Origin of the sequence: Guptibacillus algicola (genome assembly GCF_020171805.1) — a bacterium.
GTDB lineage: Bacteria > Bacillota > Bacilli > Bacillales > Guptibacillaceae > Guptibacillus > Guptibacillus algicola.
In genome coordinates this window covers 205689-231783 of sequence record NZ_JAIVAF010000004.1, presented here as the reverse complement: position 1 = coordinate 231783, position 26095 = coordinate 205689, and the positions used below count along the sequence as shown (strand labels likewise).

Genomic DNA, 26095 nt, shown 5'->3' with positions numbered 1-26095 from the left:
GGCTTTAATGGAAAGTGAGGAAAGCCGTATGGATGTACAAAACCTTGATAAAATTGTAGATGAAGTGATCACTCAACTTCGCAAAAAACAAAGTTCAGATATTCCTATGGCGGTGTCAGCGAGACACTGCCATTTGGATAAAAACGCAATGGAAGCTTTGTTTGGCAAGCGAAGTGAGTTGACCAAGAAAGTAGATTTATCTCAACCTGGTCAATTCGCAGCTAATGAAACCATTACTATTGTTGGACCATCAGGAAGTATTGAAAGAGTGAGAGTATTAGGTCCGCTAAGAAAAGCTACTCAAGTAGAAGTAAGTCAAACTGATGCAGTCAAATTAGGTTTAGCCCCGCCTATCCGTGAGTCTGGTAATATTGAAGGTTCTTGCCCCATAACGCTCGTAGGACCAAGTGGGAGCATTTATTTGAATGAAGGACTTATCATCGCCCAATCACATATTCATATGGGCACTGAAGATGCAGAAGATATGGGGTTACAGGATGGAAATTATGTGAAAGTCCGGGTAGATGAAGGAAAAAGGCCAATACAGTTTGAGAATGTATTAATTAGAGTCTCCTCGAAATATCGATTGGAAATGCATATCGATACCGATGAAGCAAATGCAGGTGCTATCAAATCAGGTCAAAAAGGGATCTTGATAAATGATTGATAGAACTACTATAGAAAAAATCGTTGTTGATATCTTAAAGGAACAGGGATTCACGAGTAGGGGTGCCAAACCGACCTTACTCGTGATTTGTTCAAAAGAACCAGAAGCAAAAACTCTAGCGACACTCCAGGATTATTGGGAACCGATCGTCATTAATCCAAATACGGATGATCTACCTAGTAAAGTAGAGGAAGCAGTTTTTCTAAATGTGGATCAAGACCTTTTAGTTAAAAGCGCAATAGGAATTACAGATACAAATATGAGTTTTACTTTTTCAGAGTTGATGATGAAAGGTAGTAGAATCTACTTTGAATTAGACACGTTATTGGATCGTTTCATTAATGATAGTAACGTTGGAACAGTAACTTCATACTACAGAGAGCAACTGAAACAATACTACGAAAAAGTAGTGAAATATGGCGTTTCTTTTACAAAGCTAGAGGAAATTAAACCAATGAATTCACCGTATCACTCACCTGCTCATGAGGATATGAGAAGATATAGTGAAAAACTTTTAACACAATCGATAATAGAATCCTGGGATAATGAAGAAATCATCATTTCCAATGATACGATCGTTACTCCTATGGCCCGAGATGCAGCAAGAGAACGAAGTATATTGATTCGAAAACAAGAGTCACAGGGGGGCGAATAATGATCTTAGGCGAAGTGATAGGGAATCTATGGGCAACGAGAAAAGAAGAGGGACTTACTGGGCTGAAATTTTTAGTTGTTCGGCCAGTTTCATCTATACAGAATACTAGTCAATCAAACCTAGTTGCTGTTGACCGAATTGGTGCAGGTGTAGGCGATAAAGTCATGGTTACAAGAGGGAGTTCGGCCTCCAATATAGAGGTAGACAATCCGATACCGATAGACTCTATCATCATTGGCATTGTAGATGCTGTAGAAGTTGAAAGAGGTGAAGAGAATGGCTAAAGCTTTAGGCATGATTGAAACAAGAGGTCTGATTGGCTCAATTGAAGCTGCAGATGTCATGGTTAAAGTAGCAGATGTTAAGCTGATCAACCAAGAAAAGATAGATGCAGCATTAGTCACCGTTTTTGTAGAAGGTGATGTTAGTGCAGTTCAAGCAGCTGTAGATGCAGGAAAAGAAGCTGCTCAACGGGTGGGAGAGCTTGTTGCTCATTATGTGATTCCTCATCCTGATGAGGGAACAAGCAGCATACTAAAAAAAGCAGACGAAAATAAACAAGAGGATAAAGAAAAACAAGGTAATACAGAAGAACAAGATAATGCCGAAGAACAAGCTACGAAAGCTAAACCTAAATCTTCTGGTAGAGCTTCTAAAACGACTCAAGAGCCAAAAAAGGAAACAAGTAAAACGTCTTAGTAATTCAATTCGTTGTATGGAGGTGATGGAATGACTTTCAACAGAAAAAAATTTGCAGTTATTGGGGCGGGATTCACAGGAACAACTACAGCACTGATGCTTGCACAAAAAGAACTTGGTGATGTCGTTCTAGTAGATATTCCTTCAATGGACAACCCTACAAAAGGCAAGGCATTAGATATGTTAGAAGCGAGTCCTGTTCAGAAATTCAATTCTACTATAACGGGTACATCAGATTATAAAGATATTAAAGACGCAGATATGGTAATCATAACTGCAGGTATACCTAGAAAACCAGGTATGAGTAGAGATGACTTAATCGCTACTAACTCAAAGATAATGAAGGATGTTTCTGAGAAAATCGTTCAGTATGCACCTGAAAGTTATATTTTAGTATTAAGTAACCCAGTCGATGCGATGACTTATGTTTGTTATAAAACGACTGGATTCCCAAAAAATCGAGTGATTGGACAATCTGGTGTGTTAGATACGGCGCGTTTTAATACGTTTGTTGCACAAGAACTAGGTGTCTCGGTTGAAGATGTTACAGGGTTTGTCTTAGGTGGACATGGTGACAGTATGGTGCCATTGGTTCGTTATTCTCATGCAGGTGGTATTCCATTAGAAAAGCTAATAGCTGAAGAGAAAATAGATGCCATCGTAGAAAGAACACGAAAAGGAGGAGGAGAAATAGTATCCTTGCTTGGACAAGGAAGTGCCTATTACGCTCCAGCAGCCTCTCTCGTGGAAATGGCCGAAGCAATTGTAAAAGACAAGAAAAGAATATTGCCATCTATCGCTTATCTAGAAGGTGAGTATGGATATGAGAACATCTATCTTGGTGTTCCAACAATACTTGGCGGAAATGGAATAGAAAGTGTCATTGAACTTCCTCTACATTCTAGCGAAAAAGAGGCACTTGATCGCTCTGCGGAGACAGTAAAAGAAACATTAACATTGGTATAATGTAAAAAGGGATAGTATTTAAAAGGGAACCTCCAATAATGGAAGTTCTCTTTTTTGTTGTTTCTTTTCTTTTCTTTTCTTTTCTTTTCTTATGTGTAAAATTCTATGACCAAAAAGACCAAAACGTCCAATATGTTCTAAATATTCAAAAACAATAATGTAAACGTTACCATAAACCTAGCAAATAAGAAGCGGAGGGGTTTAATTTGAAATCAAAGGTATTAGGTATTGTTTTACTGGCGCTCGCTATGATTATTTCTGCTTGTGGCGGTGGTAGTAATTCAGCAGGCGGAGATAATGGTGACAGTTCAGGTGGCTCTTCTCAATCTCTCGTATTTGGTACGGGTGGAACGTCGGGTACATATTATCCAATTGGTGGCGCACTTAAGCCGATTTTTGAACAAAGTGATTCGATCGGGAACATTACAGTTGAGTCTACTGGTGCTTCTGTAGCAAACATTCAGAACATCAAGGATGGTTTGAATCAAATGGCAATCGTTATGAGTGACGTTGCGTATGATGCTGTTGAAGGAAAAGGACAGTTTGAAGGGAAGAAGGTAGATGTTCAAGCACTTGCTGGCATGTACCAGAACGTTGTTCAAATCGTTGCCACAGAAGATAGTGGGATCGAATCTGTTGAAGATTTGAAAGGGAAGAAAGTAGGCGTAGGTAAGGTAGGCTCAGGAGTAGAACAAAGTGCACAAAAAGTACTTGAAGCAGTGGACTTAACGTATGACGATATGTCGAAAGTAACGCACACAGGCTACGCAGATAGCGTTCAGGAAATGAAGAATGGAAACCTTGATGCAGCTTTCTTTACTTCTGGTGTTCCAAATAGCAATATCACGGATCTTATGCAGCAAAATGACATTACGTTCGTTGAAATCAAAGGTGAGACGGCAGAAGCTCTAAAAGAAAAATATCCGTTCTACAAAGACTACATCATTCCTGCAGGGAATGAGGCAAAATATAATCTTGATAATGAAGTAACGACCGTTGGTATTCAAAATATGATCGTGGTTTCAAAAGACCTTGATGAGGAGACGGTAAAAGATTTAACAAAAAGGTACTATGACTACCTTGGAACTGATGAAGTAGCAGTTGGAGCATTAAAGCAGCTAGACCGAGATGAAATTGCAAAAGGTCTGATTGCACCGCTTCACCCAGGTGCAAAAGCTTTCTATGAGGAACAAGGCATACTTGAATAGAACAAAATGGGGGCATCGTCAAGGTGCTCCCATTTTTCTAAAGTGGTTCTTTCTTTTCGCAATCGTTCTTGCTCTTTTTGCTATTCCAATGAATGTGCTGGTGGTTGAGGAAGAGAAAGAGGTTATCGATGTTTTCCTGAGAGCGGATACGTTTTCAGTGAGGTGGGAGCATTCGGTGGAGAAGGAAGAATGGGAAGAATTTTTTCAAAGAGAAGGTTCTGAACTTATTTTAACTCATACTCGGTTTAAGACGTTTGGTGCTGGTGTCCCTAGTCATGCAGGTAAAGAGACGTTTATAAAAGAGGGTTGGGTATACATGACAGGTATTGATCAGTCGATCGATGATAGTCTATTTGTTCGTACCGGTGACGTGACGAAACACCGATTAACAGTAGCTGGACAAAGCGAAAAGCTTAAGGCAAACAGTTCCTACCATATAACTGTTAAGAAACTTAATCTATTTAGAGCTTTGCTAGTAAAACTTACATGTTAGGTGAGGTGCATGATCGTGAAAAAGAAAAATGTAGAAGAATACGACCGCGAGAGTAATGTGCGATCGTTCGATAATTCTTTATTAAAAGGTATCATTACAGTGTTAGCAGCTGGGCTTGCACTGTTCCATTTATATACGGCTTACGCGGGATCTCTTGTAGATATCCAACAACGAAGTATCCATTTGTATACATTGATGGCGCTCGGTTTTCTCATGTATCCGTTCATTAAGAAAAAAGCGGGAAAAGGTACGCCCTTCTATGATTACATATTGTTTGGACTAGCCATGTTCGCTGGTGTATACATGTTGTTGACTGCAGAACGAATCATCCAATCGGGTGGCCAGATCAACACGACTGATTTTATCGTCGGTATTCTAATCGTTATTCTTCTGTTCGATATAACTAGAAGAGTAACAGGTTGGGGGCTTACTTTACTAGGTTCGGCATTTCTCGTGTATGGGTTTTATGTAAAGCTCTCCATCTATCCGCAGTTAACGGAACAAGTCGTCTTCAGTGTATCAAAACAAATCATTTCTCAACTTGTGTTCATTACGGAAGGAATCCTCGGTACAGCGATAGGCGTATCAGCGAGCTATATTATCCTTTTCATTCTGTTCGGGGCATTCTTAAGTCGGTCAGGCATGGGTCAGTTATTTAATGATCTGGCGCTTGCTGTTGCAGGTCATACAAAGGGAGGCCCTGCAAAAGTAGCGGTCATAGCAAGTGGTTTCTTAGGGTCGATCAATGGATCCGCAATTGCGAACGTTGTAACGACAGGAGCGTTTACGATTCCGTTAATGAAGAAGATTGGTTACCACCGTAACTTCGCTGGGGCGGTAGAGTCTGCAGCGAGTGTGGGTGGACAGATCTTACCCCCGATCATGGGTGCAGCTGCATTTATTATGGCAGAAAACTTGAATGTTCCTTATACAAAAATCATTCTTGCGGGAATTATACCGGCACTATTGTTCTATATCGGTATTCTTCTTCAAGTACATTTCCGCGCAGCAAAACGTGGCTTAAAAGGGTTACCGAAAACGGAATTACCAACGGTAAAAGAAGTACTCGCTGAGAGAGGGCATTTAATCATTCCAATGCTAATCTTGCTTTACTTGCTTTTCTCAGGAAAAACACCTTTCTTTGCTGCATTTTGGGCAATCATTGCAACGGTTGTCATTTCTGCATCAAAAAAGATGCTGCCTGTTATCACAGTACTAGGGTTATTCTTGATTTTCCAACCTCAGATTACCGCAGTTCTTTCAGGGAACGCTAGCCCGAATTTACGCGGGGACTGGTGGGAGCTATTGTTGATCATTGCCGTTCCGCTTGTTATCAATGTGTGGAGACGCATGCTCAACTTACAGGCTGAAGAAATCGGAATTGTGGATAGTGTTCAAGCATTAGAAGAAGGTGCGAAAACGACTGTACCCGTTGCAATTGCATGTGGTGCTGTCGGAATTGTTGTTGGAATAGCATCGCTCACAGGTGTTGCGCTTGAGATTGCGAATAGTATCGTAAGCATTGGTTCGATGGTAAATAGTCCATTGATCCAACTTATTATCACCTTACTTCTTGCGATGGTTACTTCAATCATTCTAGGCATGGGACTACCAAGTATTCCTACTTATATCATCACAAGTACGATGGCAGCACCGATATTACTTCAGCTTCCATTGTTTAGAGAACTTGCAGGTTCACCAGAGACGGCTATTTTTGTCGCGCATATGTTTGTGTTCTACTTCGGTATCTTTGCAAATATTACCCCACCGGTTGCACTTGCTGCTTTTGCGGGGGCAGGTATTAGTGGAGGAGATCCAAACAAAACTGGTTTTCAGGCAATGAAACTAGCGATCGCAGGGTTTATTGTACCGTTCATGTTCGTATTCTCTCATGAGATGTTAATGGTTGATGCTACTGTGATGAACATTCTATTAATCGCGATCACTTCACTCATCGGTGTGTTTCTATTATCCGTTACAGCTGAAGGGTATTTCCTTACGAAACTATCTGGCTGGATGAGGCTCATTACGGGCATTGGCGCTATTCTACTCATATACCCTGGGCTCGTCACAGATGCTGTTGGAGCAATTGTGTTTATTCTAGTAATGGTGATGAATGTAGCTAGTAACAAAGCGAACGAAGAAACAATCTCTGCATAAGAAAGGAATGATTAGATGGATTTAGGATTAAAGGGAAAATCTGTTGTAGTCACAGCATCAAGTAAAGGGCTTGGAAAAGCGACTGCCCTCGCATTCGCAGAAGAAGGAGCAAAGGTGGTCATCTCCAGCCGTAATCGTGAGGAATTACAAAAAGCATGTGAAGATATATCTCGAGTAACGAATAACGACAACGTTTCCTATAAAGTCTGTGACGTGAAAAATGGAGAAGACATCAAGGAGTTAATGAACTATGCCAAAGAGAAGAATGGTGCGATTCATGTTCTTATCAACAATGCCGGTGGACCAGCTGCTGGTGGGTTTGAGAAGTTCTCAGATGAAGACTGGCAGAGTGCATTCGAACTAAATCTATTAAGCTTCGTCCGAACATCTCGAGCGGCTATTCCATTTATGAAGAAAGCAGGCGAGGGACGCATCGTGAACATTGCGTCTTCTTCTATCAAACAATCACTGGATAACTTAATCCTCTCTAACACGTTCCGTGCAGGAATCGTAGGTTTAGCTAAAAGTTTGTCACAGGAATATGCCGAAGATAACATTCTCGTAAACACCGTAGGTCCAGGCCGAATCGCGACTGAGCGTGTCGAGCAACTTGACGGCTTACGGGCAGATAAACTTGGAGTGTCAGTAGAAGAGTTAAAAGAAAAAACGGAAAGATCGATCCCAATTAAACGGTACGGCGAGCCAGATGAATTTGCGAAGATGCTCGTCTTCCTAGGGTCAGGAGCAAATACGTACGTTACAGGTCAGTCATTAGTAGTAGATGGTGGATTAGTAAAGGCGTTATAGAGAAGAAAAAGAAGACTCAACTAATGTTGGGTCTTCTTTCATTCCTTGCATCATAAGGAAGTGTAATGTGAATAGATGTGCCGTTTTCGTCAGACGAATTGACGCCAATACTTCCATTGTGAGACTTAACGATATCAGAACAAATCGAAAGCCCAATGCCTAGACCTTTATCTTTCGTACTGTAGAAGGGTAGTCCGAAATTCTCAATCTCTTTTTGTGACATGCCATTTCCTTCATCGTTAATCGTAATGACAACTTCAGTGTCGTGGACACCAAGATCGATTGAAACATCTCCACCTTCTGGCATCGCATCGATGGCATTATTGATGAGGTTGATCAGAACTTGTTTAAACTGAGATTCATCAATATAGAGAGGGACATGGTCACTAGGCTTATTGAAATAGAGGTTTGCATGTTTCTTTTTTGCAGAGCAATGCATAAGCTTAACCGTGTCGCTGATGATGGAAACGACGTCGCACGTCTTTTTTTGAGTTCCAGCGGGTTTCCCATACATAACGAACTCATTGACGAGCTTATCTATTCGTTCTAGTTCAGATTTAATGATTTCCATGTACTTCGTTTGTTTTTTATCTACTTCTAATATCTTGGTAAGTCCAATAATTGACGTTAAGGGATTTCGTATTTCGTGTGCAAACCCTGCACTGAGTTTCCCGATTGCAGAGAGTTTCTCGGATTGCACGACCTGGTTCTGAAGTTCGATATAAGATGTAACATCTTTGAATTGTCCATAAGCACCGGTCAGGACACCATCATTAAAAAGCGGTAGAATATCGATCAAACACGTTTTTTGTTGTTCAGGAAACGCGAGCTCAATGTTTTCAACAGGCTTCTCTTCTTTGAGAACGTGATGGAAGCAAGGAGATATATCAGGTAAAACCGTGATCCTATTTCCTATTGCTAGTTCTTGTTCCAAGCCGGTTATCATCTGTGCGCTTTTGTTAAAGTCACTAATCATTCCATCCTTATTTGTAATGATGATTCCAAGTGGTGTGGTCTCCATTAACACCTGGTTGTTTACATGTAGTTCCTGGTTTTGTTTCTGTGTATTTATTTCTCTTTCGATCGAATCGACGGCAGAGGAAAGAAGTCCCAAGTGAAACTCAGACGCATGCTCTTTACTTGTCATTAACGAGACAGTTCCTGCTACTTCTCCCTTTGTAATTGAAAAAGGAACTGAAAAACAGGCCACGTTTTCAAAGCAATCATGATAATGATCGTTACCTATTAACTGAATTGGCTCGCCATATTTAATTGCAAGAGTAATAGAGTTAGTGCCTGCAGCTTCTTCGTAAAACTGTACGCCGTTCTCAACGCCAAGGGTAGTTACCATCCTTTGAATGCTATCATCTCCATAAGAATCCAATACATGTCCCTCTTTATCTGTTGTCACGATATAGGTAGGCGTTCCAGATAAAAAACTGATCAATTTCTGCATGAATTCTCGTATCGTTGATAGCGATTGTCCATATTCTTGTTGTCTTTCTCTGAGCTGTTCCTTAGAAAGAGATCGTGTGAGAACAGGAATCGATGTAGGATCTAGTGCGAATACGTGCTGGCACTTATATTTAGATGTTTCGATGTAGTGTGTAGGATGAATCATGGTAATCCTCTTTCCTTCTGAACTGTATTACTACTATTGTAAATGAATTTACGGTGAAAGAAAAACACTACCGATTGGATTGGAGAAATAGGATAGATAAGATGATGAAATTGAATCAGGAGGTATAATAAAGACATGATTATCCTGTACCCTTTACTAGCAAGTATAAAAGCTTATACACGTAAGACCAAAAGGGTAAGAAAACGGAATTATACTACGTAAGTACTACGATATTTATATCTTTTGTCGAATTGGTTGAAGTCATTTCTTCTGACATAATGTAAAGTAACGAACCCGCTCTAAATGGGTTAGGCCCGGGATTGGTTAGTGGTTTACTCCATTTGACCAGTTTCGGGTTTTGTTTTTTATAGTGGGCACTTCGAATCTAGGATCTATCAGCAGATCCTTTTTTTGTTGTTATAAAACTTTTGTAAACAAGGATTTCTTTATAAACTCTCTCGAATCATGTAAAATGAAAGATATAGAAAATTCAGATACATAGAGTGAGGGGATACGTTATGGGACAACCGTCTCATCTTCAAAAGAAAGAAAAATACGCGAAGTGGTTCATGTACGTGGTCTCTATCGTTGGATTAGGCGCATTAGGTTGGATGACGTTCCAACTAACTTCACCAAACAATTGGTGGGTGTTCCTTCTTCTTGCCTTTTTCATAGTTGTAACTGAATATTTCCCTATCGCTATATGGAAAGGCTTCACTTCTCTTAGTTTCCCACTTCTCTATACATTGTTTATCAATGAAGGACTTCCGATTGCGGTTGTTACATACGCACTGTGCATTGTACTCGTGAACATGATACAACGAAGGCCGCTTCGAATTATCTTCTTTAACCCTTCACAGTTGATTATCAGTTTGATTGGAGCTTCCGTGCTTGCACGATTGTTTCAGGAACAAATTATGCAAATTGAACTCTACTCGTTTGGCTATATTTTAGTATTGACGCTATTTTTCTATATGATTAACAATCTTCTTGTGGATCTCGTCTTACTCATCCGCCCGCAGCCATATACCTTTAATCTGTGGCGAAAGAAATTCACCTCTGAAACAATAAGTGCTCTAATCTCGATTGCTTATATCGGGATCATGTTTTATATCGGAAATCAGAACAGAGGTGTAATCGATGTCTTTTCTTACTTTTTCTTCTTCTCTCCATTAGTTGGTTTAGCTTTATTAAGTTCTATTATCGTAAGACTTCAAGCTGAGCGAAATAGGATGACAGCTCTCTTTGACATCTCCACTGAATTGAATAAGTGGTTACCGACGAAGGACTGGGTTCATTCAATTAAGCCTAGTTTGAATAAGTTTATCGATGTTGATGCTAGCGTTCTATGGGTGAAGGAAGAAGGGGAATGGATCGTGCGTTTTGAAAACGGACAAGTTCAAAACGATCGACCGTTATCAAACCAGGAAATTGCAGATTTTGAATCGTTTCAGGATATTGTGGTCTATCAAAACAAGAAGAATGAATCAGGGCTTATCCCATCATGTTTTAATAAGGCACTCAATGCTTTCGTCTTCGCACCGATCATTCTAGAAGGTAAATCCCTTGGAATGTTTGCTGTAGCGCGAAGTCGAACGAAAAGCTTCAGACAAGAAGATATCCAATCGGTTGCCACCCTTGCTAACCAGCTTGCTGTGGCAATCAAAACAAGGATGTTGATTTTTGAACAGGAAAAAAGAACGGTTCTTGAAGAACGAAATCGAATTGCGAGAGACATTCATGACGGAGTGGCACAGTCCCTTGCAGGTGCAGTGATGAAGCTTGAAACCGCTCATCGTAAATTTTATCAAAAACCCGCAGAAGCAAATGGCATCATACTTGATAGTTTAGATAAATTACGTTTTAGTTTAAAAGATATTCGAGAATCGATTTATGCGTTACGTCCATATGAAACAGAAAGAGTGGGGTTGAAACAAGCAATCATAAAGAGAATCGATGTGGTCAAACGAGACTTCGGGCTCGATATTAGATTTGAAGAGAGAGGGAAGCAAATATCGCTGAGTCCTATGGTGGAAAAGGTTATGTTCGATACGTTTCAGGAAAGTGTTCAGAACACGATTAAACATGCTGGTGCCACAACGATTAGTGTTCTTCTAAGTTATCAGAAGGAGCATGTGTTATTGAAGGTAACAGACGATGGGGTAGGCTTTTCACTCCTAGATGCAATGATCAAAGCCAAGAAAGACCCGCATTTTGGGATACTCAGCATGAATGAACAAGCAGAAAAGATTGAAGCTTCTCTGCAGATCGATAGTAAAGAGAGAGAAGGAACTGAAATTACGCTAACGATTCCGAAGCTAGGTCTTGAAGGGGGGATGGATCATGATCAACGTCTTGTTAGTGGATGATCATGCTGTATTAAGGGATGGGATGAAAAACATATTAGAAATGGAAGATGATATAAAGGTTGTCGGTGAGGCCGTAAATGGAAATGAAGTGATGACTGAGCTTCAGAAGTGCAATCCTGACGTGGTGCTGATGGATATTAACATTCCAGATAAAAACGGAATTGAGCTTACCGCCATCTTAAAAAAAGACTATCCAGATGTTAAGGTTCTCGTCTTAACGATGCATAGCCACGATGAGTATTTTATGGCAGCTATACGTGAAGGAGCAGATGGGTATCTATTAAAAGACTTACCATCTGAGCAGGTGGTAGAAGCGATTCGCACGGTAGCAATGGGAGAATCGATCATCGATCCCTCTCTGACAAAGAAATTACTAGGGTACTATAACCAAAAGCAGGAATCAAAGAGTCAATCTGAACTCACCGAACGTGAAAAGGAAGTCTTAATTTGCCTGGTTAGTGGAATGAGCAACAAGGAAATAGGCGAAAAACTGTATATCAGTGATAAAACTGTCAAAATCCATGTTAGCAAAATCTACAAGAAGCTAAATGTGAAAAGTCGTTCCCAGGCCATCATCCACGCAGTACAAAATCAACTAGTACCTTTACCATAGAGATGGTTATCTATCGAAAGTCAGGACGTATCCTATTTTTGTGAGGATCGCGTACCTGGCTTTTCGTATGCATACCTGACTACGTCCTTAGTACTAGTTGGATATAGTCCATCTAGATTGGAATTTATATCTTAAGTGGAATAGCAAAATAGTCTCCCTTTCAGGATAATAGAAGAAAGAGTAATATTATTCTGAATAGGAGGGAATTAAATGAAATTTAAATCACTATTACTAGCAGTTTTGTTAGTTGTTTCAACACTGTTTGGCTCTATGGTAACTGCATCTGCTACAGAAACGAATGAAAAAGCTACGATCGGATCTAAGCTTCAAGAAATGATGCAGAAACAACTTACTGGACTGGAAGTAATCGTTACGTTTCACGGTGATGGGGGAACTACTTCATCTCAATTAGATTTGTTGAGTGATCTTGGAATCGCAAAAGGATTATCTTTTAAGAGTCTACCAATTGCAGGAGTTGTGGCAACAGCTGATCAAATCAATGCGCTTGCACAACAACCTGAAGTTCGTTCAATTTATTTTAACGCAGAACTAGAATACGACAATGCAGAATCAACAGCGCTAACGGGTGTTGATAAAGTAAGACTCGACGACGCGATGAGACAGGCAAACGGTGGAATGCCGGTATCAGGTAAAGGCGTCGGAGTTGTTGTGAATGATAGTGGAGTAGATGGAACTCATAGCGATATCAAATTTGGTGATCATCTAGTACAGAACGTGCTAGCTTCTACGAACCTTAACGCACTAAGCGATTTAGCTCCTGTTACATATGTAGAGGATGTACCGAACACTGATAATAACTCAGGACACGGAACTCACGTTGCAGGAATAGTTGGAGGCAATGGTTCAAAATCTGCAGGTAAACATGAAGGTGTTGCACCTGGAGCAAACCTGATCGGATATGGTTCTGGTGCAGGTCTAGCAATCCTTGATACGATCGGAGGATTTGATTACGCGTTAACACATCAAGCACAGTACAACATCCGTGTTATCACGAACTCATGGGGAGCTACAAGTGATGCGGGGACAGCGTTCGATCCTGAAGATCCAATCAATATTGCGACAAAGAAACTATACGATCGTGGAATTGTAACAGTATTCTCAGCTGGTAACTCTGGTCCTGCTGAATCAACAATCACTGGTAACTATAAGAAAGCACCTTGGGTAATCACAGTTGCTGCTGGAGATAAGCAAGGCAAGTTAGCAGACTTTTCTTCAAGAGGTGTAAAAAATAAAGGTGGAACGGTTATAGTCGATGGCGAAACATTCGAATGGGTAGATGCACCAACAATTACTACACCAGGTAAAGATATTATCTCTACGCGAGTAATTTCACCTACAACAGGACTTTCTGCTGATAAAGATGCAGAGATGATCGAACCAGCATATCTTCCTTACTATACAACGATGAGTGGTACGTCGATGGCAGCGCCTCACATGGCAGGAATCGTAGCACTAATCTTGGATGCGAATCCAACGCTTTCGCCAATGGAAGTAAAACAAATCGTTCAAGATACTGCAACAAACATGCCAGGATATGAATCATGGGAAGTTGGAGCTGGATACGCAAACGCTTATGCAGCAGTAGATAAAGCATTCAATACGACGAAAGAATATGGCCAAACGCTTAATGCTGCAACAACGTACAATGCAAACGTAGATATGGAAGTAAAGTATGAGCCTTTTACAATCGATTATAGTGCAGCGAATGACAATACGCATGAGTTTGAAGTAAAAGAAGGAACAACTGAAATTGTTGCTCGTGCGAACGCAAAGGGCTTACTTGGTGAAACAGGTAATACAATCAACTTAGTAGTGACAGCGCCAGATGGTACAGAATACAGATCGGGTATTTCAGCGCTTTTCAGTCTTTACACAAACCGTACTGTTCAAGTAACAGCACCTCAACCAGGAACGTGGACAGTTGAACTTCAGGGACTTAATGGTCTTGCTCTTCCTGAATCGATTGATGGTGAGCTTACGTTTAAGAAAGCAACTGGATTCAGTGGTTTATATGATATCGCTGGACATCCTGCAGAAGAAGCGATTAAAGCAGGTGTATCTGAAAGACTTCTAGATTCAGACAATAAAGGTAACTACAAGCCAGATAACAACCTGAAAAGAATGGATCTAGCTGAATTTTTAACAATGGGCGCTGGTGTTGTGCAAACACTTCCAGTCGAAAATAGTTTGACTGACGTTCGTGCAAAAGATCTTGCATATGCTGAAGCTGTAACAGCTACAGGCGCTGCTTTGAAGGACATCGAGCAAGACGATGCAGGAGTCATGCTTTCAGATAATGGAAAGTTCAACCCTAAAGGGACTGTTTCAAGAGCTGATCTTGCATACTCTCTTGTTCAAAGCCTTGGTCTTGAAGACGAAGCGAACGCTGTTAATGAACCACTTACTGTAGAGTACCAGGGTGAAAGAATTCAATTAACTGACGCATCAGACGTTCCTGCTGAGTTAAAAGGACACGTTCAGCTAGCTCTGGATCTGAATATCCTAAATGCATACTTCGATGTAACACAGGGTCCTTATGATCTTGAGCCAACTGTAACAGCATCATTTGCGCCATCTAAAAACGTTACAAAAGGTGACTTTGCAGTCGCAATCACGCGCTTCTATGCAACATATCTCATGCCGTAAAGTGCGGATAAGACTAGTTTACCAAGCACGATTCCTATTGTAGGGATCGTGTTTTTTGTTAGTTGATAGGTATAGCTATTTCGTTCGAAAAGAAAAAGGGAGGTTACTTTCCTACATTGGAGGGTAGAAATAGAAGTGTTTACTACTTTGAAGGATAGATTGGTGATCATATGGGGTTCTTTTACTATATAAAGAAATATTTAAAAATGTCGAGACGTCAACGGAAAATTGAATTGAAATCAACGCTTTGGTTTATGCCTCTTTGGTATATTCTTGGAGCGATCGGTTTATCTGTTTTCACCTATTTTCTTGATTATATTATCGATATCAGTTTATATCTTCCTTCTGCAATCGGGTTTAGCGGGCAGACCTTGCAGGTGCTTCTAAGTGCGCTCGTAGGAGGGGTTCTGACCTTAAGTGCGTTTACGATTAACTCTTTACTCGTCGCACTGACCACGTTTAGCGGACAGTTTTCTTCCAAAATGCTTGTGAATTTTGTTAGTGATCGAGCGACTCAGCACGTACTCGGTATTTTTAACGGCAGCTTCATTTATGTTCTCTTAAACTTTTTATACGTTACACATGGAGAAGAAGAGTTTATTGTTGCGACACCAATCTTATCCATATTGACAGCTATTACGGCAGCTGTAACGTTTATTTATTTTATCAACCATACAACGACTTGGATGCAGGTTCATAATATTAGTTCTAATATGAATGAAAAATCAAAGTCCGTTCAGGCATCTCTTGAGAAAGAATTACAGTCATACCATTTAGAAAAAGAGGTAGAGCCAGAATCGTTACCAACTGAAACGGATGGAAAGGTAATAAAAGCGAGTCAATCTGGTTACTTGCAAGTTGCGGACTTTTCAAGATTGATTAAGCATTCGAAAAAAGATGATATTCTTTTAAAGTTCAACGTAAGAATTGGGGAATTCGTATTAGAAGGTACGCCGCTCTTTACTTATTGGGAATATGGAGAGAGTATTCGTCCTGAGCGTTATTTAAAGTTTGTTGAGGTAGGCGTGAAGCAAACTGAAATACAAGATCTAGAGTATGGACTGAATAAGCTTGCTGAAGTAGCGATCAAAGCGTTAGGTCATAATGATCCTCTAACAGCAACGAATACGATTCATCAGATTGCTGATTTGTTGAAGACGATTCAACAAACGAGGAATTTCTCTCCTTACCTTTTTGATGAGAACCAAGAACTTCGGATCATGTTAAATCAAAAGAATTTTCCTTATTTTCTCCATAAGGGGTTCGCTTCCATTCGTGAGTATGCTGACCAAAACTCGACGATTATGACGGAGCTATTAACGATGATTGCCCTCATGAGTAAAACGATGGATAAGGTAGTCCATCAGGATCTATGGGAATTTGCCCGCCAGACGATTCTAGGATTTGATAACTATAGCCTGTACGAAAATGATTGTTTGTATATACTAGAACAATTATCTGAGGTTGCGAAGAATACAGGTAATCAGAAAGATTATCTCTTCCTCCTTGAATACATGTTGCAACGAGTCAGTTCGAAAAGTGCGGCAAACGTGTCATCGTTAAGCTATCTTGAAAAAGATGGTCCACGTTAAGTATTGTTTTTTTGATGGGAGCTCTAGTAGTTTTGGTAGGTATGTCCTTGATACCAATAATAAAACACTTAGTCTAATTTTTACATCTGTTGCACTCCTTTCTTGAAAAAAACAGATTACACTCACGGTATAATTAAGAAGCGAGCTCGAATTTCGAGCTCGCTTTTTATTAGATTAATAAGGACTAGTAGCGGTTAGCGTGAATGGGACGTTAGCGCCTGAATAGAGTCCTACATAGACGTACTTTGTGCCACCAGGGATGACACCTGATTCATTCGCGCCGGATGTTGCAACGCCGCCTATTTGTTCAAAGTTCTTGTTGTAGAAGAAGATATCAAAATCATAATCTGCAGCTGTGCTTCCACCTTCTACAGTGAAATTGTGGATTCCATCTCCATATTGTTCGGGTAGAGTAACCACATAACCGTCAGTACCTTGAGAACTTGGTTCAGGATTTTGTGTAGTTACAAACTCATTTTCTGTAACTGCTAGCGTAGCAGGCACACCTGCGAGACTGCCGACTCCAGTTCCTGCGTTCCCTACTTGAACCGTGCCTTCCGCAACGAATGGCTCTTCAGGAGCTACAGTTACAGGTTCGATCTTTGCTTTCTTAGTTGCAAAAGCTTGAATCTCAGCTACCTGTACATAGCCTTTTGAGTTATCTTGAGAATCGTGAGCGATGAACTTCAGGTATTTCGCTTTCACAGGCTGATCAAGATCGAAGCCTTTGTAATGAAGGTCAGCAATCGTTGGTCTTGGGTCTTGAGCAGTGAATTTCTCTCTAACAACTGTTGTCCAGTTCTTACCGTCCATTGATGTTTGAACAGAGAAGTTTTTAAGAGTTGCAAAGCGTGCCTTTGAAACGTCTTTTGCAGCACTTACTTGGATGTGAGAGATATCAACTGCATCGTCTCCTGCTAGATCTACAACGAAGTCAGATCCTTTGAATCCATTTTCTTGCGTATCAGATGCATATACACTTGCTTCTGTATCGTCGATTGCTAGTTTAACAGGGTTGCTATCAGATTCGCCTGATACATCTGTAACAGTTGCGCCGTTAAAGGATGAAGCTACGTTTGGTGCGAGCTTAAAGTTCAGGTTATTCACTTTACCTGGTTCGATCTTCACGTCACGAATCGTACGAGAGCCATAGCCACGTGCCTGGATCGTAATGTCATACGTACCTTCTACAACGTATGTGGAGAAGCCGCCCTTATCTTCAGTTACTGAAACTGGTGACGTTCTTGCTTCGAATTCTCCAATCATAATACGAGCGTCTTCAATCGGTTGCTTAGTAGATGCATTGATCACTTGTCCAACTAGCTGACCATTACGATCGCCATCCGGGTGATTAAATGCAGGAATTGGGTCTGTGTCGTCTCCTCCTTTAGAGAATGCGTCAGAGCCAAGTCCACGCTCGGCGAATGCTGTCCATAAAGCATCGTAATGATTTCCTTCATAACGCTCAAAATCTGCAGCGATAATCGCTGTTCTCATTTCTTCCATAGAAGGATCAGGTACGGAAATCGGCATTGCATCCATAACAAGCTGTTCAGCAACGGCTTCGCCTTCTTCTTTACCGAATTGCTCGATTAATTCTTCTCTCACTTGCCAGAGGATTGCAGCCCAGATGTCTCCATCAGAGTGAACTTCTGGTCCAACGATGTCATAACCGATATCACCATAGTTATAAGGTGCATCATCAAGAGAGTAGCTTCGGATACCGCGCTCTTCGTTTCCAGTTACGTAAGCTCCTACAACAGGTTTTTCTTGAAGACCATTTTTAATGAGATAATGCATGCCGAACCAGTCTCCCCAACCTTCTCCCATTGATCCAGATTGGTGACTACCTAGCGCTTCACCACCTGCTACATAGCGGTTTGAAAGCGCGTGAGAGTATTCATGGTAGATGATTCCTGCATCAAAGTCGCCATCAGCATACTGACCTTCGAATGCTCCTTCGATCGGTTCCCATAGGAACATACCACTCCATGCTGGAATTCCGTCTGGAAGTGTTAGCATGTAGGCATTGTCACGGCCAGTATAAGTTGGTGCACCACCTGATGCTGCTCCTGCTTGAACGAGTCCAAGAATAGCGTCTCCACCTAGACCGCCTTTGCCGAAGTTAGATGCCTGCAGGTTACCTGCTGCTTCTACCCAACCAAGATTGTAGAAGTAATCATGGAACAGATTGTGATGGTAGAACAGATTTGTCGATGCACTATTTACATCATCCGCATAGGAAGGAGGAAGGATTTGACCATTTGTCTTATTCCATGAATCTTTGAACGTAAAGCTAAATTCACCAAGTGGTGCAACAGGGCGGACCGCTTGATCAGCAGGTGCGATAAAGTTACTCCAGTTCGCGTAACTATTTGCGTTGTTACCAAATGTTGTTACACCAAGAGGACTACCAGGAAGCAACCAGCCATTTGGAGATGCATTAGGGTCACCGTTGAATGACTTAACGACTTGCGTACCGCCTTTAGCAGCTCCAGGATAGTTTTCAAAAATAAGTCCTTCAGGGTCGGCTATATAATCGACAAGAGAACGTTTGTATAGCTGTTCACCAGTTACAGCATCGACAACGATTTCATGCCCTTTATCGATTTCTTCAATAAATAGCACACGGTAAGCTGGACGGACGCCTTCTTCAGTGATGAATGTAGCTTTCTTCACTCGTTGAACAGTAGGAAGGATATCAGTACCATCAAAAACATCCCAGCCGTTTTCTGTGCCCGTTAATTCTGGTGTATAGGAGAGGGAAGCATTTTCATGTGATATCGCTTTGCTTAACGCTTCGGCTGAGGATAGTTCAAAGCTATCTTTCATTGATTTCGAACGGCTCATGTTGCCTGTTACGGATAGGATCTTACCTTCTTTGTTAACAGCAACGATCACTCGTCCTCCATAGACAGACCCGATTCCATCGAAAGTTTGCTGGAACGTGACAGGTTGTAGTCCAGTTCCTTTCATCGCATAGTTACGTGTCACATTTAGATTGTCGATATCAGATGCTGTAAGACCGAACATCGCAGCGTTGTCTTTTAACCAATCACGAGCGATCGTTTCAGCGTTTTTATTCGAAGCGTCTGTTAAGTATCCTTGTTCTTTAATAATCATGGAAGGTGTTCCGAAGAGAGAGTTCCATTTGATTTTCGTTCCTGTACCCGCTGTGTTGATGAACGAGTCAGCCGCATTGAGCTGAGCAGCAGTAGGCATCACATTATTAAGTACATTTCGAATGTCCATCAGAGAGGAATGGTGTTCATGATCCGTTACACTTTTCTCGACGATCGGACCTGTAACGTCTGAAGCACTAGCTCCCCCTGAAACGAGTAGAGATCCAGCCATCAAACCGATCCCTAACATAGACGTGAAGTTTCGCTTTTTCATATTAGTTGTAGCCTCCCTATAATAAAAGCATTGATACGAATTTCTATCAGTCTATCAGTGTTCCCTCTACAAAATGTGTGGTTTACTGACAAGAGCCTATAGGGTTTGTTTGTTTGACCTAGAGGTGACTACAACTAAAGGAGTAGGGGGGATAGTCTAATCGGGAGAGTTAATTTCAGCAGTAGAGGAAGGTATTACGATGATGAAAACAGAATAAGTGTTGTTGGAGTGAAAATCATGACATAAGGGGGGAGTCTACATGAATGTGTTTTCACATAATAGTCAGGCATGGGATAGAAAAGTGACGGAAGGTGTCGCTTATACGAAGCCTGTGAGCACTGAACTAGTTGAGAAAGCGAGAAAGGGAGACTGGGAGATTACGGTTACGACGGAGAAAAGTGTGCCGAGAAGCTGGTTTAAAGAATCACTGGTAGGTATGAACGTACTTTGTCTCGCCTCAGGAGGGGGGCAGCAGGCACCCATCCTTGCTGCAGCAGGAGCAGACGTAACGGTTGTCGATCTCTCAGAAAAACAGTTAGGGCAGGATAAATTCGTCGCAGAACGAGAAGGATTAGACATCGTAACGATACAGGGGAGCATGACGGACCTTCACTTTTTTGAAGATGAAACGTTTGATCTTATCGTTCATCCCGTGTCGAATGTATTCGTTGAAAACGTTCGGCCTGTTTGGAATGAAGCTTCACGTGTATTGAAACCAAACGGCACGCTGATCTCGGGCTTTACGAATCCGATACTCTATCTTTTTGATGACGAACAAGAGGATAAAGGAATTCTTGATGTGAAGCATTCGATTCCATTCTCCTCGATCGAGCAATTGAGTCAAGAGGAGCTTATGAATCAAGCGCTCGAATTTGGTCATACGCTAGAAGACCAAATTCAAGGCCAGATCGATGCAGGGCTTTTGATCGCAGGTCTGTATGAAGATGATTTTGGAGGAAGACGAATGATCGATCAGTACATCAAGACATTCATTGCAACAAAAGCGATAAAGCTCAGCCTATAAGAAGGGAAGCGGTCGAATGGAATTTGAAGGATCAGCGGTTTACGAGAATAAGGACTTTTATGAGAATTACATGAAAAGAAGGCACCGGGATGAGAGTCCTAATGCGTTAATCGAAACACCTGCTTTACTAGATTTACTAGGATCTGTAGAGGGAGGAGATATCCTTGATCTCGGGTGTGGAGACGCCACGCTCGGAACAATGCTGCTCGACTTTGGCTGTCAATCATACCTTGGAATCGATGGATCAGATAACATGTGTGAGCGTGCTAACCTTAAGTTAGATGGCCTGAATGGTCGAGTCGTTCACTCTTCTCTTCAAGCGTTCCACTATCCGAAAGAAAGCTATGACATCGTTGTGTCTCAACTTGTTCTACATTACATAGAGAACCTCGATGATCTTCTGAACGATGTGTTTCAGAGTATAAAGGAAAATGGTCGATTCGTCTTTAGCGTTCAGCACCCGTTGTTAACGGCTTCTTTTAAAAGTATGGAAGCGGGTGGAAAGCGTTCGAACTGGATCGTGGATGATTACTTTGTGAGCGGGAAGCGTGTTGAGCCGTGGATCGGAGAAAAGGTGGTCAAATATCATCGCACGATAGAAGAGTATTTCAAGAAGTTGCAGCGCGCTGGCTTTGTGATAGAAGGCATTCGAGAAGCAACGCCGAACGAAGAGAATTTTGCAGACAAAGAAGAATATGAACGTAGAAGGAAAATTCCATTGTTCCTGTTATTTTCCTGTGTGAAAAAGGCATAAGCTGGCGATTGATCGCTAGCTTTTTTTATGAATTTTACCACCTGAATTGTTATGATTAATTAGATGATGGTTGATTAAAACATAGAATTTGAAACCTTTTTGTCTCTCGATCGTATAGGTAGAGAGTTTTTGACAGGAGGCGGTACGATGACAGTTTTGGGAATGATTCTATGGGGATCACTTGCGCTATTAGTGATTCTAGCGTTTGTTCTAGAGAAGATATTTGGAATGAAGAAACCAACGAAGTCAGATCGACAGAAAAATGAAAGTGTTCATATTATTGATCGAGCGAATAACAATAGTGGTCCGCCCGTGTGATAGCTTAGTATTAATAAAAACCTGCATATCCCCAAAACGGGGATATGCAGGTTTTAACTTTGTATTAAATCAGTGTGACGAACACACCACCTATTATTGCGATTGCTAAGATGATAAAGGTGATTTGCACCACCGACCATGGTAAGAACTTTAATAAGTATACGATTGTATCTGTATAAAGACTTCCGCCACCACTTTCGTATTTTGTAATAAACTTCTCTTTACTGAACTTGAATAAAAGAATATACAATGAAAGCATGACGATAAAGGGTTCCGAAAACTAGATTCATATGTTCACCTCTAAGCTGAATGTTTCATTCTTTAATTTATACTAACAAATACATACTAGTCTTTACAGAAAAATAGCCGTTCAGATATATTCTGAGCGGCTGTTGTTTGTTCATTATGATCTTTTTCTATTATTTGATATGTTGAAGATCATCGTTCAGTTTTTTAGATTCATTTTTGAAGTATAAATAGAACGAAATCCATAGGACTGTATAGATTATAATAGCGAATGCGATGAATAGTAAGAAATTTGTTAACCCTTGTGGAATCCAACCGATTCCATAGGCAAGGATGAAATAGAAGATCGAGACGGTTGTGAAATGTAAGGCTGTTTGCTGTGAAAGCTTGAGTGAATTGATTTCAAAATAGAGTGGGGTAACTGTAAATAACCATCCGCAAAATAGGGAACCTAAAGAGTTTTTCACAAAGAGGCTAGAGTCTAGTGTTGGTTGATCACCGAAGAAAATGACAGCGTATGTTAGTAACACTGCAAGAAACCCTCCATAGAAAATACCGATTACACTTCTAAACAAAAATGTTTTCATTTATTTGCCCTCCTGTTCATTTTTAGCACTTCTTTTATCTTTCCTACATAGTGCCTTGACGCGTATTCTTTTCCGCCAGATTGAAAGTTGACGGAGAGTGTGCCGTTGAACGATGGTTCAAAGTGACTAATTTTGTATAGATTAGCGAGTACAGATTTAGAAAGCCGGATGAATGTGTGAGACGGAAGTAATTCTTCCAATTCATACAATTTTTCTTTCACTTTAAAATCTCCTTGGAGCGTAGTTGCGATTACCGTATCCCCTTCCGAATGAAAATAATGGACGTCTTTAGGTTTAATAATGTGCTGCTCTTCCCCCTTCTTCCCAACGAGAAAATCGGTTTTCTTTTCGTTTAAGTAATCCAAAATATCTTTAATTGAATCATCCATTTCACCACAGTGAATGGTAACGCTAGTTTCTTCATACTTACGGTCAACGTCTAGCAAGACTTTCATGTTTTCTTCATCCTTTACTTTGTGGCTTTCTTAAGAATAGTATAGAACTGGAAATGCAGGAAGTCATTACTTAGAAGGTAAGGAGTCGTTCTGGACCGACAAGTTGCAAATACTCGATGATGTGTTGCATGAAAGAACGGAGAAAGAATCAAATAACTATGGAAACAAAAAAGAGCTTGGATTGGCTTTTCGCCTCCAAGCTCTTTTGTATGAGAACAAACCGTTTATTTTACAACGTGAACAGGACAACTCGCTTTTTGTATGACCTGATGACTGACGCTTCCTAGGACCATTTCCTGTAAGACGTTCAGTCCTCTTGTTCCCATTACGATGAGATCGATGTCATGTTCTTCTGCATACTTCACGAGAGTGACAGAAGGGTCACCACGAAGCATGTTGATTTCATATGTTAAATTGGCATCTGCTGCTTTTTGTTCGACAGCACGAAGCTTATCTTTACGCTCTTCTCTAATACCGAGAGAATCCCAATTTCGTAATACATCGTGTTTTGAGGTATCACCGTCCACCACATAGACGACATCCACCTGTGCACCAGTTAATTTAGCTAATTTGATCGCTTCTTCTGCTGCTGTTACAGAATCTTCTGAGCCATCGGATGCAAGCATAATCTTATTGTACATAGTAATACTGCCTCCAGTATAAAAGTATTATTCCATTTTATACTCATACCCTTTTGCAACGAGTACTAACCGTGCTGACTAACAAAAAAACAGAAGAGGGTATACCTCTCCTGTTTTATGCTTGTTGTAGAATTTGCTCAAGTTGAAACGCTCTTATTTTCCGTGGAAGAAAGCTTCTGATTTCATCTTCATGGAAGCCTACTTGGAGACGTTTTTTGTCTAGTAAAATTGGTCGTTTTAGAATACCTGGGTTTTCTTGAATCAAACTATATAGCTCTTGAAGAGAAAGCTCATCAAGTTCTTGTTGAAGGGCATCGTATGCTTTCGAACGTTTTGAAATGATTTCTTCTGTTCCTTTTTCGGTCATTCTGATAATTGACTTAATTTCTTCCTCAGTGAGCGGTTTTGAAAAAATGTTGCGCTGCTCATATGGAAGATCATGCTCTTCTAGCCATGCTTTGGCTTTTCTGCACGATGTGCAGCTTGGCGATGTGTAAAGTGTGATCATGTGATTAACCTCCAAAATGGATTTATACATTGATCTGAATACAGCGTACCACAGTCATCGCTTCGATTACTGTAAGCTGCATTACACCTCTATTTTTATAGAGGGTTTTTGCTTAAGTTTGTTTTGCGCTCATCACTATCATAATTCGCTTCTTTGAATCTGTTTCCTTTCGTTGCTTAAGGAAAAGAGTTGACAATTATATGTCTGGTAATGTTTAGGCTGTGGTTAAAAAGGGTAATGTACATATTACCAGCACATCGGGAGCACTACTTAGTAAACGAATAAAGGAGAGAAATAGATCATGGAATTTGAAATGATTTTGGAAATTTTATTATTAAGTGTAGGTTTTATCGCTCTTGCGGCGTTATTCCTAAATGTAGATAAAAAGCGTACACAAAAACGCTTGAATCTTGAGCTTGCTCAGTATAAGCAGTCTCGCAAAATTCAATATAGTAATCAAAAAGGATGATAGCTTACTTTAAGCTACCATCCTTCTTTTGTTTTATGATCCTAATGCTGTTTGCACTTCATTTACCTGCCCCTCAATATTAAGCGGCTTGTCTTCGCGATCTTCGATTTTAATGTTCGTAACCACTCGCTCAGACCCGTTCTTTAAAGCTTGTGTATGGATATCTCTTGCAAGCTCAAAGAGTTCATCGACATTTCCTTCAAAAACTGTGGAGGTTGGGCTAATATGATAGTTGAAGCCTTCCTTTTCTGCTAATCTTATTGCATCTGTCACAAATTGACTCATACTTGTTTGACTGGTTCCAATTGGCGTGACGCTAATTTCTAATAATGCCATGTTCGATCTCCTCCTATCTTGAGGTTATATAGGTGTCATTGACGAATTGGTCGAGATCGAAACATTTTGAAGCGTTTTCCGTTCGAAAGTACTAACGAGCTTTAACGATAGTAGGGGAGTGAACACATGAAACGTCCTATAGAAGATACATACAACAAATTAGCACGTACATATGAACTGAGTACGGATGAGGGCTCTTCTTATAACGCCTATTATGAGCGACCTGCTTTGATGAGTGAAGTCGAAGAAGACCTTAAAGGAAAGAGAGTGTTAGATGCTGGGTGTTCAGCGGGATGGTATTCAGAACAGCTTGCAGAGAGAGGAGCATCTGTTACTGGCATCGACATCAGTGAAAAGATGATCGAAGCTGCGAACCGAAGAGTGGGAGAACAAGCTGAATTTATCCAACATGATTTATCAAACCCACTTCCTTTTGAAGAGCAGTCGTTCGATCTTATTGTCAGTTCTCTTACTCTCCATTACTTAGAAGATTGGGAACCCATTTTTGAAGAGTTCAACAGGATTTTGAAACCGGGTGGGAAGCTTCTATTTTCAGTGCATCACCCGTTTATGGACTTTACGAAATTTGGAGCAAAAGATTATTTCCAAACGACACTCCTTACTGATACGTGGGAAAAACCAGAAGTTACGCTCGACGTAACGTTTTACAGACGAGCGATGCAAGATATTGTAAATGTTGTGACAAGGCACCTTACGCTTGGCGAAATCATCGAACCGAAGCCAGCTGAAATCATGAAGTTGAAAGAACCGAAGTCCTATGATTACCTGATGAAAAACCCTCATTTTCTCATAATAAAAGCTTATAAGTAGGAAGAGAGTGAAA

Annotated in this window: 26 protein-coding genes; 18 read left to right on the top strand and 8 right to left on the bottom strand. The window is 40.7% G+C overall.

Annotated elements, in window-relative coordinates; genetic code table 11:
- Nucleotides 1–28: 28 nt before the first annotated feature.
- From LCM09_RS15245 to LCM09_RS15205, 9 genes are all read left to right on the top strand, one after another.
- Entirely contained in the window at nucleotides 29–667 is a 639-nt protein-coding gene (locus tag LCM09_RS15245; protein WP_224883656.1) for a phosphate propanoyltransferase, read from the top strand.
- Complete coding sequence (locus LCM09_RS15240; protein WP_224883654.1) at nucleotides 660–1322, top strand: hypothetical protein; 663 nt, start codon at nucleotides 660–662, stop codon at nucleotides 1320–1322. Before LCM09_RS15245 ends, LCM09_RS15240 begins: the two co-directional genes overlap by 8 nt.
- On the top strand, nucleotides 1322–1606 hold the full coding sequence (locus LCM09_RS15235; RefSeq protein WP_224883653.1) for a EutN/CcmL family microcompartment protein: 285 nt from the start codon (nucleotides 1322–1324) through the stop codon (nucleotides 1604–1606). The genes LCM09_RS15240 and LCM09_RS15235 overlap by 1 nt, the downstream gene beginning before the upstream one ends.
- Complete coding sequence (locus tag LCM09_RS15230) at nucleotides 1599–2021, top strand: BMC domain-containing protein (RefSeq protein WP_224883651.1); 423 nt, start codon at nucleotides 1599–1601, stop codon at nucleotides 2019–2021. The genes LCM09_RS15235 and LCM09_RS15230 overlap by 8 nt, the downstream gene beginning before the upstream one ends.
- A 30-nt stretch (nucleotides 2022–2051) precedes the next feature.
- Nucleotides 2052–2987, top strand: a complete 936-nt coding sequence (gene mdh / locus LCM09_RS15225; RefSeq protein ID WP_224883649.1) for a malate dehydrogenase — start codon at nucleotides 2052–2054, stop codon at nucleotides 2985–2987.
- Nucleotides 2988–3193: 206 nt separating this feature from the next.
- Nucleotides 3194–4195 carry a TAXI family TRAP transporter solute-binding subunit gene (locus LCM09_RS15220; protein ID WP_224883647.1) on the top strand — a complete coding sequence of 334 codons (1002 nt, stop codon included), beginning with the start codon at nucleotides 3194–3196 and terminating at the stop codon, nucleotides 4193–4195.
- Nucleotides 4188–4688 carry a DUF1850 domain-containing protein gene (locus LCM09_RS15215; RefSeq protein ID WP_224883645.1) on the top strand — a complete coding sequence of 167 codons (501 nt, stop codon included), beginning with the start codon at nucleotides 4188–4190 and terminating at the stop codon, nucleotides 4686–4688. The genes LCM09_RS15220 and LCM09_RS15215 overlap by 8 nt, the downstream gene beginning before the upstream one ends.
- Nucleotides 4689–4703: 15 nt before the next feature.
- Nucleotides 4704–6848 (top strand): TRAP transporter permease, encoded by a 2145-nt coding sequence (locus LCM09_RS15210; protein WP_404800841.1) that lies wholly within the window; start codon nucleotides 4704–4706, stop codon nucleotides 6846–6848.
- Nucleotides 6849–6863: 15 nt separating this feature from the next.
- On the top strand, nucleotides 6864–7655 hold the full coding sequence (locus LCM09_RS15205) for an SDR family oxidoreductase (RefSeq protein ID WP_224883641.1): 792 nt from the start codon (nucleotides 6864–6866) through the stop codon (nucleotides 7653–7655).
- 16 nt (nucleotides 7656–7671) lie between these two features.
- On the opposite strand, the gene LCM09_RS15200 is transcribed toward LCM09_RS15205, so the two are convergent.
- On the bottom strand, nucleotides 7672–9276 hold the full coding sequence (locus tag LCM09_RS15200; protein ID WP_224883639.1) for an ATP-binding protein: 1605 nt from the start codon (nucleotides 9274–9276) through the stop codon (nucleotides 7672–7674).
- Nucleotides 9277–9794: 518 nt separating this feature from the next.
- On the opposite strand from LCM09_RS15200, the gene LCM09_RS15195 reads away from it, so the two are divergent.
- The 4 genes from LCM09_RS15195 to LCM09_RS15180 all read left to right on the top strand — a co-directional run bounded on the left by LCM09_RS15195 (nucleotide 9795) and on the right by LCM09_RS15180 (nucleotide 16517).
- A complete protein-coding gene (locus LCM09_RS15195) occupies nucleotides 9795–11645 on the top strand; it encodes a sensor histidine kinase (RefSeq protein ID WP_224883637.1) in 1851 nt (616 codons plus the stop codon).
- A complete protein-coding gene (locus tag LCM09_RS15190; protein ID WP_224883635.1) occupies nucleotides 11620–12258 on the top strand; it encodes a response regulator in 639 nt (212 codons plus the stop codon). The genes LCM09_RS15195 and LCM09_RS15190 overlap by 26 nt, the downstream gene beginning before the upstream one ends.
- Before the next feature lie 210 nt (nucleotides 12259–12468).
- Nucleotides 12469–14925, top strand: coding sequence for a S8 family serine peptidase (locus LCM09_RS15185; protein ID WP_224883629.1), 2457 nt, complete (start codon nucleotides 12469–12471; stop codon nucleotides 14923–14925).
- A 233-nt stretch (nucleotides 14926–15158) separates the two neighbouring features.
- The gene (locus LCM09_RS15180) at nucleotides 15159–16517 is read left to right on the top strand and encodes a DUF2254 domain-containing protein (protein ID WP_224883607.1); all 1359 of its coding nucleotides are present in this window, start codon (nucleotides 15159–15161) and stop codon (nucleotides 16515–16517) included.
- 174 nt (nucleotides 16518–16691) lie between these two features.
- On the opposite strand, the gene LCM09_RS15175 is transcribed toward LCM09_RS15180, so the two are convergent.
- Nucleotides 16692–19913, bottom strand: a complete 3222-nt coding sequence (locus LCM09_RS15175) for a M36 family metallopeptidase (protein ID WP_224883605.1) — start codon at nucleotides 19911–19913, stop codon at nucleotides 16692–16694.
- A 259-nt stretch (nucleotides 19914–20172) separates the two neighbouring features.
- Between LCM09_RS15175 and LCM09_RS15170 the strand changes: the two genes are divergently transcribed.
- The 3 genes from LCM09_RS15170 to LCM09_RS15160 all read left to right on the top strand — a co-directional run bounded on the left by LCM09_RS15170 (nucleotide 20173) and on the right by LCM09_RS15160 (nucleotide 22009).
- A complete protein-coding gene (locus LCM09_RS15170) occupies nucleotides 20173–20937 on the top strand; it encodes a class I SAM-dependent methyltransferase (protein ID WP_224883603.1) in 765 nt (254 codons plus the stop codon).
- Nucleotides 20938–20953: 16 nt separating this feature from the next.
- Nucleotides 20954–21691: a class I SAM-dependent DNA methyltransferase gene (locus LCM09_RS15165; RefSeq protein WP_224883601.1), complete on the top strand. Its 738-nt coding sequence runs from the start codon at nucleotides 20954–20956 to the stop codon at nucleotides 21689–21691.
- Between the two features lie 147 nt (nucleotides 21692–21838).
- A complete protein-coding gene (locus LCM09_RS15160; protein WP_224883599.1) occupies nucleotides 21839–22009 on the top strand; it encodes a hypothetical protein in 171 nt (56 codons plus the stop codon).
- A 64-nt stretch (nucleotides 22010–22073) separates the two neighbouring features.
- On the opposite strand, the gene LCM09_RS15155 is transcribed toward LCM09_RS15160, so the two are convergent.
- The 5 genes from LCM09_RS15155 to spxA form a co-directional block, all read right to left on the bottom strand.
- On the bottom strand, nucleotides 22074–22268 hold the full coding sequence (locus tag LCM09_RS15155; RefSeq protein WP_224883597.1) for a hypothetical protein: 195 nt from the start codon (nucleotides 22266–22268) through the stop codon (nucleotides 22074–22076).
- 160 nt (nucleotides 22269–22428) lie between these two features.
- Complete coding sequence (locus tag LCM09_RS15150; RefSeq protein WP_224883595.1) at nucleotides 22429–22842, bottom strand: DUF3021 domain-containing protein; 414 nt, start codon at nucleotides 22840–22842, stop codon at nucleotides 22429–22431.
- A complete protein-coding gene (locus tag LCM09_RS15145) occupies nucleotides 22839–23297 on the bottom strand; it encodes a LytTR family DNA-binding domain-containing protein (RefSeq protein ID WP_224883593.1) in 459 nt (152 codons plus the stop codon). The genes LCM09_RS15150 and LCM09_RS15145 overlap by 4 nt, the downstream gene beginning before the upstream one ends.
- A gap of 224 nt (nucleotides 23298–23521) precedes the next feature.
- On the bottom strand, nucleotides 23522–23938 hold the full coding sequence (locus LCM09_RS15140) for a universal stress protein (protein WP_224883591.1): 417 nt from the start codon (nucleotides 23936–23938) through the stop codon (nucleotides 23522–23524).
- 115 nt (nucleotides 23939–24053) lie between these two features.
- Complete coding sequence (gene spxA, locus LCM09_RS15135; protein ID WP_224883589.1) at nucleotides 24054–24446, bottom strand: transcriptional regulator SpxA; 393 nt, start codon at nucleotides 24444–24446, stop codon at nucleotides 24054–24056.
- A 301-nt stretch (nucleotides 24447–24747) separates the two neighbouring features.
- Between spxA and LCM09_RS15130 the strand changes: the two genes are divergently transcribed.
- A complete protein-coding gene (locus tag LCM09_RS15130) occupies nucleotides 24748–24915 on the top strand; it encodes a hypothetical protein (protein ID WP_224883580.1) in 168 nt (55 codons plus the stop codon).
- Between the two features lie 33 nt (nucleotides 24916–24948).
- On the opposite strand, the gene LCM09_RS15125 is transcribed toward LCM09_RS15130, so the two are convergent.
- Nucleotides 24949–25251, bottom strand: a complete 303-nt coding sequence (locus LCM09_RS15125; RefSeq protein ID WP_224883578.1) for an MTH1187 family thiamine-binding protein — start codon at nucleotides 25249–25251, stop codon at nucleotides 24949–24951.
- A 126-nt stretch (nucleotides 25252–25377) separates the two neighbouring features.
- Between LCM09_RS15125 and LCM09_RS15120 the strand changes: the two genes are divergently transcribed.
- On the top strand, nucleotides 25378–26082 hold the full coding sequence (locus LCM09_RS15120) for a class I SAM-dependent methyltransferase (RefSeq protein ID WP_224883576.1): 705 nt from the start codon (nucleotides 25378–25380) through the stop codon (nucleotides 26080–26082).
- The last annotated feature ends 13 nt before the right edge of the window (nucleotides 26083–26095 follow it).